Annotated in this window: 6 protein-coding genes; 5 read left to right on the plus strand and 1 reads right to left on the minus strand. The window is 69.0% G+C overall.

Annotated elements, in window-relative coordinates:
• The first annotated feature begins 11 nt into the window (after nt 1-11).
• From tssC to tssE, 3 genes are read left to right on the plus strand one after another with little or no spacing between them, the layout of a single operon-like run.
• A complete protein-coding gene (gene tssC / locus CDO46_RS23060) occupies nt 12-1499 on the plus strand; it encodes a type VI secretion system contractile sheath large subunit (RefSeq protein ID WP_087840932.1) in 1488 nt (495 codons plus the stop codon).
• A gap of 22 nt (nt 1500-1521) precedes the next feature.
• Nucleotides 1522-2016, plus strand: a complete 495-nt coding sequence (locus CDO46_RS23065) for a type VI secretion system tube protein Hcp (protein ID WP_087840933.1) — start codon at nt 1522-1524, stop codon at nt 2014-2016.
• A 35-nt stretch (nt 2017-2051) separates the two neighbouring features.
• Nucleotides 2052-2483, plus strand: coding sequence for a type VI secretion system baseplate subunit TssE (gene tssE, locus CDO46_RS23070; RefSeq protein WP_087840934.1), 432 nt, complete (start codon nt 2052-2054; stop codon nt 2481-2483).
• Here tssE and CDO46_RS23075 read toward each other — a convergent pair.
• Nucleotides 2476-4353 carry a hybrid sensor histidine kinase/response regulator gene (locus tag CDO46_RS23075; RefSeq protein WP_087840935.1) on the minus strand — a complete coding sequence of 626 codons (1878 nt, stop codon included), beginning with the start codon at nt 4351-4353 and terminating at the stop codon, nt 2476-2478. The two genes, tssE and CDO46_RS23075, sit on opposite strands and share 8 nt — an antisense overlap.
• 158 nt (nt 4354-4511) lie before the next feature.
• On the opposite strand from CDO46_RS23075, the gene phnD reads away from it, so the two are divergent.
• Nucleotides 4512-5534: a phosphate/phosphite/phosphonate ABC transporter substrate-binding protein gene (gene phnD / locus CDO46_RS23080; protein ID WP_254914661.1), complete on the plus strand. Its 1023-nt coding sequence runs from the start codon at nt 4512-4514 to the stop codon at nt 5532-5534.
• Between the two features lie 123 nt (nt 5535-5657).
• A partial coding sequence (locus CDO46_RS23085; protein ID WP_087840936.1) for an MltA domain-containing protein occupies nt 5658-7015 on the plus strand: 1358 nt, incomplete at its 3' end.

A 7015-nucleotide genomic window follows, 5' to 3' on the forward strand; every position in this document is an offset into this window, starting at 1 on the left:
GGAGAACGCCCATGGCCGACACCCAGCAACAAGGCGCGGCGCCCGCCGCATCCGCCGAAGCCGAGTCCGCTTCGCTGCTCGATTCCATCCTGTCGCAAAGCCGCATCGCGCGCTCCGATTCCGAGAAGGAACGGGCGCGGGACCTGATTGCCGAGCTGGTCGGCCAGATCGCCGACGGCGAGGTGACGATCTCGCGCGACGCCATCGCCTCCATCGACGCGCGCATCGCGCAGCTGGACGCGGTGCTGTCCGACCAATTGTCGGCCGTCATGCACGCGCCCGAGTTCCAGCAGCTGGAAGGCAGCTGGCGCGGACTGAAGTACCTGATCGACAGCTCGGAGACCAGCACCACGCTGAAGGTCAAGCTGTTCAACGCCAGCAAGAAGGAACTGGTGAAGGACCTGAAGAGCGCCTCGGACTTCGACCAGTCGGCGCTGTTCAAGAAGGTGTACGAGGAAGAGTACGGCACCTTCGGCGGGGCGCCCTTCGCGACGCTGATCGGCGACTACGAGTTCACGCGCCATCCCGAGGACATGTACCTGCTGGAGGAGATGTCGCACATCGCCGCCTCGGCGCATGCGCCCTTCCTGTCGGCCGCCTCGCCCGAGCTGTTCGGGTTCGAGAGCTTCACCGACCTGGCGGGGCCGCGGGACCTGGCCAAGATCTTCGACACGGTCGAGTACGCCAAGTGGAAATCCTTCCGCGCGTCGGAGGACGCGCGCTATGTCGGGCTGGCCATGCCGCACGTACTGGGGCGCCTGCCCTACGGCCCGGACACGGCGCCGGTGGAGGCCTTCAACTTCCAGGAAGACGTGACCGGCAAGGATCACTCCAAGTACCTGTGGAGCAACGCCGCGTACTCGCTGGGTGCGCGCATCACCGATGCCTTCGCCCGCTACGGCTGGTGCGCGGCGATCCGCGGGGTGGAAGGCGGCGGACTGGTCGAGGGGCTGCCCACGCACACCTTCGCCACCGACGACGGCGAGGTCGCGCTGAAATGCCCGACCGAGATCGCCATCACCGACCGGCGCGAGAAGGAACTGGCGGACCTGGGCTTCATCCCGCTGGTGCATTGCAAGGGCACGGACTACGCGGCGTTCTTCTCGACCCAGTCGGCGCAGAAGGCCAAGGAATACAACACCGACGCCGCCAATGCCAATGCCCGGCTGTCGTCGCAGCTGCAATACATCTACGCGGTCAGCCGCATCGCGCACTACCTGAAGACGATGATGCGCGACAAGATCGGCAGCTTCGCCTCGAAGGCCAGCGTCGAGACCTACCTGAACAACTGGGTCGCGCAGTACGTCCTGCTGGACGACATGGCCTCGCAGGAACGCAAGGCCCAGTTCCCGCTGCGCGAAGCCCGTATCGAAGTGGCCGAGATACCCGGCAAGCCGGGCGCCTACAAGGCCGCCGCCTTCCTGCGCCCGCACTACCAGCTGGACGAACTGAGCGTCTCGCTGCGCCTGGTGGCCGAACTACCGCAGTCGGCCCGCTAATTCACCACGAGGAGTCTGAATCATGGCATTCGACGCATTCATCCAGCTTGAAGGGATCAAGGGGGAAAGCACGGACGAGAAGCACAAGGACTGGATCGAGATCCAGAACTACGGCTTCGGCGCGTCCCAGCCCCAGTCGAACACCGCATCGTCGTCGGGCAACCTCGGATCGGCGCGGGTCGAGGTGAAGAACTTCACCTTCCTGCACAACCTGGACATCGCCAGCCCCAAGCTGTTCGAATACTGCTGCACCGGGGCCACCATTCCCAAGGCGACCATCACGCTGAACCGCGCCGGCGGCCAGAAAGAGAAGTACATGGAGTACAAGCTGACCGACGTGATCGTGACCTCGGTCAACCGCGACGGCGCCTCCGACAATACGCAGGACGTACCGCTGGAAGCCGTCGCGCTGGGCTTCGGCAAGATCGAGATGACCTACAGCAAGATAGGCATCGACGGGAAGTCGTCGGGCAACGCGTCCGCGGGCTGGGACCTGAAAAAGAACGTGAAGGTGTGATGGACGGCGGACGGGCAACCGTCCGCCGGCCCTGAATGAAGAGCCTGATCGAACGCCTGGAATCGGCGTCGCCGGACAGCGGCCGCGCCGATATCTACGCGCTGCGCGAGGCCGTCTCGCGCGACCTGGAAGCGCTGCTGAACACGCGCTCGGAAGGCGCGCGCCTGATTCCGCAAGCCTATGCCGAATGCCGCAAGTCGTCGCTGACCTACGGCATTCCCGATTTCTCGTCCTATAGCCTGCTCAGCCCGCACGATCGCGACCGGATACGGCGCGCGCTGGAGGCGGCCATCAGCCAGCACGAAAGCCGCCTGTCGCGCGTCAGGGTGGGGCTGGAGCCGCCTCGCCAGTACGAACGCGTGCTGCGCTTCAAGGTGGACGCCCTGCTGTCGCTGGGGCCCGACCGCGAGAAGGTGCAGTTCGACGCGGTATTGCAGCTCAATACGCAGGCCTATGCCGTCAAGTAGCGGCCGCCGCGCGCAGCACCCCAGCCAGCGCCTGCCTGAGCACTTCGCTGGTCACCGGCTTGTGCAGCACCGCGATACCGGCCTCGGCGATCTCGCGCAGCCGGTCCGGCTTGGTCTCGCCGGTGACCAGCAGGCGCGCCGCGCGGCGGCCGCGCATGCCGGGATGCGCGTCGAGCGCGCGCAGCACCTCGAGCCCGTTCTCGCCATCGCGCAGCAACAGGTCGGTAATGACCACGTCGGGCGGCCGCGTCCACTGCTGCGCCAGCGCCAGCACCTGCGACCGGCTTTCGGCCACGGCCACCTCGGCGCCCCAGTTGCGCAGCACCAGCGACAGCCCTTCGAGGATATTGGGCTCGTCGTCGATCACGAGCATGAACATGCCCGTGAAATCCACCTTGGCGCCCTGCGCCGGGCAGGGCGGCGGTGCCTCGGCGGGAGCCGCCTGCGGCGCGACCACCGACACCACCGTGCCCCGGCCCACGCGGGATTGCAGCCGCAGCGGCATGTGCAGCAGGTCGCACAGGCGGCGCACCGTGGCCAGGCCCAGGCCCAGCCCGCGCGATCCGCGCGAACTGGACGCGTCCACCTGGTAGAACTCCTCGAATACCTTTTGCTGGTGCTCGGGCGCGATGCCCACGCCCGTGTCCCACACGCCTATGCGCAGGCCTCCCGCGCCGTCCCGCCGGGCGCCGACCAGCACGCCGCCCTGCGTGGTGTGGCGCAGCGCGTTGCTGACCAGGTTGTTCAGGATGCGCGACAGCATGACGTAGTCGCAATCGACCCAGGCGTCGGTCTTGCGCACGACCAGCCGCAGCCCCTGTTCCTCGGCCTGGGGGCGGAAGTTGCGGCTGATGTCGTCGAACAGGTGGTCCAGCGGGAACACAGCGCGCTGCACGCGCACGGCACCCGCGTCGATCTGCGACAGGTTGAGCAGTTCGGAGAACAGGCGGTCCAGCGAATGCACGCACTCCTGGATGGAAGCGATGCAGGCCAGGCGCGGCGGATCGGTCTCGTCCGAGCGCAGGGCATCGGCGAACAGGGTGAGCGCATGCAAGGGCTGGCGCAGGTCGTGGCTGGCCGCGGCCAAGAGGCGCGTCTTGCCCTGGTTGGCGGCCTCGAGCTGGGCGTTCTTCAGGGCCAGTTCCTGGGTGGCCTGCACGATCTGGCTCTCCATGGTCCTGCGGCTGTCCGCCAGCGCCTGGGCCGCCACCTTGAAACCGTGCTGCAGGCGGCCGACCTCGGCGGTGGCGCCGGTATCGACCACGACTTCCTCGCCTTCGCCCAGCCGGTCGACGACCTCGGCCAGCTTGCGTATGGGAGCGCTGATGCGCCGCGCCGCCCACCAGCCGGCGATGCCCACGCCCAGCAGGCAGGCGCCCAGCAACGCTGCCAGGGTGGACCACAGGTTGCGGCGCGCCGCGGCGATGGATTCCAGGTCGAATTCGACCATGACTTCGCCGGCGCGCGCCGATTCTTCGCTATCTATGGGTTCGAGCACCTCCAGTCCCGGCGGATCGGTGGGCTTGGTCCAGAACCCCGACTGGGCCACGATCTCGCCATCCAGGGTGCGTATCTGCACCTGCCTGACGCCCGGCTGCTGGCTGCCCACGCGCGCGGCGTTGAGCAGCGCGCGGCGGTCCATGCGCATCAGCGGCGTGCGCGACAGCGTGGCAACCTGCCGGGCCACCGCCCGCGCGTTGTTCTCGGTCAGCTCGGTCAGCTCGGTCAGGTGATGGCGGGCCAGCACCGACATGGCCAACAGGATGGCCACCGCGGCCGGCACCAGGCTGAGCAGCATCAGCCGCACGGCAAGCGGCACGCTGCCGACGGAGCGGCGGGAAAGATCGGCGAGACGCGACGGCGCGGCCATGCGGAGACGGATAGTGAAGGTCTCGTGATTGTGGATAGCCCCGTTCGCCAAGACAAGCGAATTCGATTCTTGCAGATTCTGTTGCCAAATATGTCGTCTCTTTCTGTCCGCGCGGGTTGGTGCGATGATCCGATGCCCCGATTCACGCTCCCGTTACCGTGTCCACGCTCGACCAGTTCCTCGTCCGCCGGATGTCGTTCGCGCTGCTGCTCGCCAGCATCACGCTGGCCGTCCTGCCGGGCATGTCGTGGGCACAGGAGGCCGCGCTGCGTTTCGGCGTGCTGCCGCTGGGCGGCGCGCTGGAATCGCGCCAGGACTGGAAGCCGCTGCTGGACGACATGGGCGCCTCGGTGGGCCGGCCCGTCGTCGCCCTGTCCTTTACTTCCTACGAAGGCCTGCGCCTGGCCATGCAGGAAAACCGCGTGGACCTGGCCTTCGTGTCGGGCAAGCTCGCGCTCGAAGCCGTGCTGCAATACGGGATGACGGTGCTGAACCAGGTGGTGCGGCCGGACGGACTGCCCGGCTACCGCTCGGTCCTGATCGTGCGCAAGGACGGCCCCATCCAGAGCCTGGACGACGTGCTGAACCAGCCCGGCAAGTGGCGCCTGGGCATGGGCGAGACGCAATCGATGTCGGGCTACGTCATTCCCCAGCTGCAGTTGTTCGCGCCCCGCGGCATCGCGATCGAACGCCATTTCCCCAGCGAACTCGTGGACGGCCACCAGGGCACGGCGCTGGCGGTGGCCAACGGCGATGTGGACGTGGCCACCAACAACACCGCCGACCTGGATCGCTTCCGCTCCCACTTCCCCCAGGAAGCGGCGAAACTGAAGATCATCTGGGAATCGGACCTGATTCCCCATGGCGCCATCGTCATGCAACGAGGCTTCCCCGACGCGATGCGCGACAGGGTCCGCGCCTTCCTGAGCGGCTACGGCCATGGCGCCGGCGCGCGCGCCGACGCCGAGCGCGTGGTGCTGGGCCGGCTGCACGGACTGGCCGGCTTCCCGCTCGCCGACAACCGGGTGCTGGTGCAGGTATTGCGATTGGAATACCAGCTCGCGCAGCGCCAGGCCCTCCAGGGCCAGTGGGTCTCGGAACAGGCGCGGCAATCCCGGCTGGCGCGGCTGGCCGCCGAATATGGAGAACAACAGCAGCGGCTCGCGGCCTCTTCTCCCTAGGGCCGCCTCCCGCTGAAGGGAGGCTCGCACAGGCCGGGGATGGGTCCTACGCCCTAAGTGGTATGGAACGGACGCCGGCGCGGCGTCACACTGCATGGCCAGGATCCTGTCGGGAGAAGCGCCATGACGCCCGAGACCAGCCACGTTCGTGTGGCCCCGCCCCGGGGGCTGACCATGACGGCCGCCGCCGGTGCCGGCCTGCTGGCCTTGGCCGCCTGCACCGCGCCGGCCACGCGGCAGCCGCCGCCCGCCGTGCCCACGGCCGCGGCGACCGCGCCCACGCCACCGATGCCACCGGCGCCGTCGCCCGCGGGCGCCGCCCGTCCCGCGGCAGCCGCCGCGCCTCCCGCCACGGACGGCGGTGCGCCCGCGCAGCCGCAGCCAGAGGGCCTGGGCACGCCTTTCTCCACCCGGTACGCGCGCTTCGAGCCGGTGCCGTTCTCGGCCCTGCCCGGCTGGTCGGCCGACTCGGCGCGCGAGAGCCTGAGCGCCTTCCGCCAGAGCTGCCTGGCGCTGGGCAAGAAACCGGTCTGGGATGAGCTGTGCGCGGCGGCCGGCCGCATCGCGGCCACGGACGATGGCGGCATCCGCGCCTTCTTCGAACAGCGCTTCCACGCCTATTCCATGCAGAACCCGGACCAGAGCGACGAAGGCGTCATCACCGGCTACTACGAACCGCTGCTGGAAGGCAGCCGCACGCGCAGTTCCCGCTACCCCTACCCCGTCCACGGCGTGCCGGCCGACCTGCTGTTCCTGGACGCGCAGGTGGCGGCCGCGGGCAAGCGGCAGTGGCTGCGGCTGGACGACCGCCGGCTGACGCCCGCCGCCCCCGGCTCGCCCGGGGCGCGCCAGTACGACGTGGACATGGGCGGACTGACGCCGGGTATCCGCGACAAGCGCTATCGCGTGCGGGTCGAGGGCAGCCGCATCGTGCCGTACTGGTCGCGCCAGGACATCGAGCGGCGCGCGCTGGACGCGCAGGTGCTGGCCTGGGTGAACGATGCCTATGCGCTGTATTCGCTGCAGATCCAGGGCTCCGGCAAGATCCGGCTGGCAAGCGGCGAAACCCTGCGCGTGGCCTATGGCGAGCAGAACGGCCATCCTTTCCTGCCGCAGGCATCGAGCGCCGACACCGCCACCGTCGGCGCGGCGATCAAGACTCGCGGCCTGGCGCTGGGAGGCGGCAGCGCCGCCGCCACCTCGTCGGCCTTGCAGCCGGTGGCAAGCCCGCGTGCCGCCCCGGCCATCCAGCGCGATCCCGACGTGGCGCGCATCATCGCCGCCTTGCAGGGGCGCGGCAACGGGACGCCGGCGCGTCCCGCCGCGCCCTCGCCTGCCGCCGCGATGCCCGTGGCCACGCCACGAGCGACGGGCACATTTGCGGCGGCCCCTATACGCGCGACCAGTGGCATCGCTTCTTCGACATTGCCGGCCGGCCGGACATGGCGGCGTCGGGCCGCTATGACACGCAGCTGGATATC

The sequence above is a fragment of the Pigmentiphaga sp. NML030171 genome, from assembly GCF_002188635.1.
In the GTDB taxonomy this organism is placed as follows: domain Bacteria; phylum Pseudomonadota; class Gammaproteobacteria; order Burkholderiales; family Burkholderiaceae_B; genus Pigmentiphaga; species Pigmentiphaga daeguensis.

Bases quoted from the DNA above. Each gene is read 5' to 3' on its own strand.
- tssC (WP_087840932.1), top strand. From the start codon at position 12: ATGGCCGACACCCAGCAACAAGGCGCGGCGCCCGCCGCATCCGCCGAA.
- CDO46_RS23065 (WP_087840933.1), top strand. From the start codon at position 1,522: ATGGCATTCGACGCATTCATCCAGCTTGAAGGGATCAAGGGGGAAAGC.
- tssE (WP_087840934.1), top strand. From the start codon at position 2,052: ATGAAGAGCCTGATCGAACGCCTGGAATCGGCGTCGCCGGACAGCGGC.
- CDO46_RS23075 (WP_087840935.1), bottom strand. From the start codon at position 4,353: ATGGCCGCGCCGTCGCGTCTCGCCGATCTTTCCCGCCGCTCCGTCGGC.